Consider the following 354-nt stretch of genomic DNA (forward strand, 5'->3'; position numbering starts at 1 on the left):
CGGCACGCCATGCGGCACGAACAGCTTGAGGAAGCCAAGGCCATGCTTGGCGAAGCCGTAGACGATGACGGTGCCGATCACCAGCGCGGCAAGCGTGAAGGTGACGATGATGTGGCTGGTGACGGTGAAGAAGTACGGAAACAGGCCGATCAGATTGGCGACCAGCACGAACATGAACAGCGAAAACACCAGCGGGAAGAACTGCATGCCCTGCTTGCCGGCGGCGTCGCGCAGCATGTTGCCGACGAACTCGTAGGCCATTTCGGAGACCGACGGCAGGCGGCCCGGGATGAGGGCGCGGCCGGCGGTGCTCATGCAAAGAAAGGCAGAAGCGACGATGACCGGCACGACCAT

General features: G+C 62.4%; 1 protein-coding gene. It reads right to left on the bottom strand.

What is annotated here, in order from left to right:
• A partial coding sequence (locus tag EN807_RS33385) for a FoF1 ATP synthase subunit a (protein WP_135938005.1) occupies positions 1-354 on the bottom strand: 354 nt, incomplete at both ends.

This window comes from Mesorhizobium sp. M5C.F.Ca.ET.164.01.1.1, assembly GCF_004792125.1.
Classification (GTDB): domain Bacteria; phylum Pseudomonadota; class Alphaproteobacteria; order Rhizobiales; family Rhizobiaceae; genus Mesorhizobium; species Mesorhizobium wenxiniae.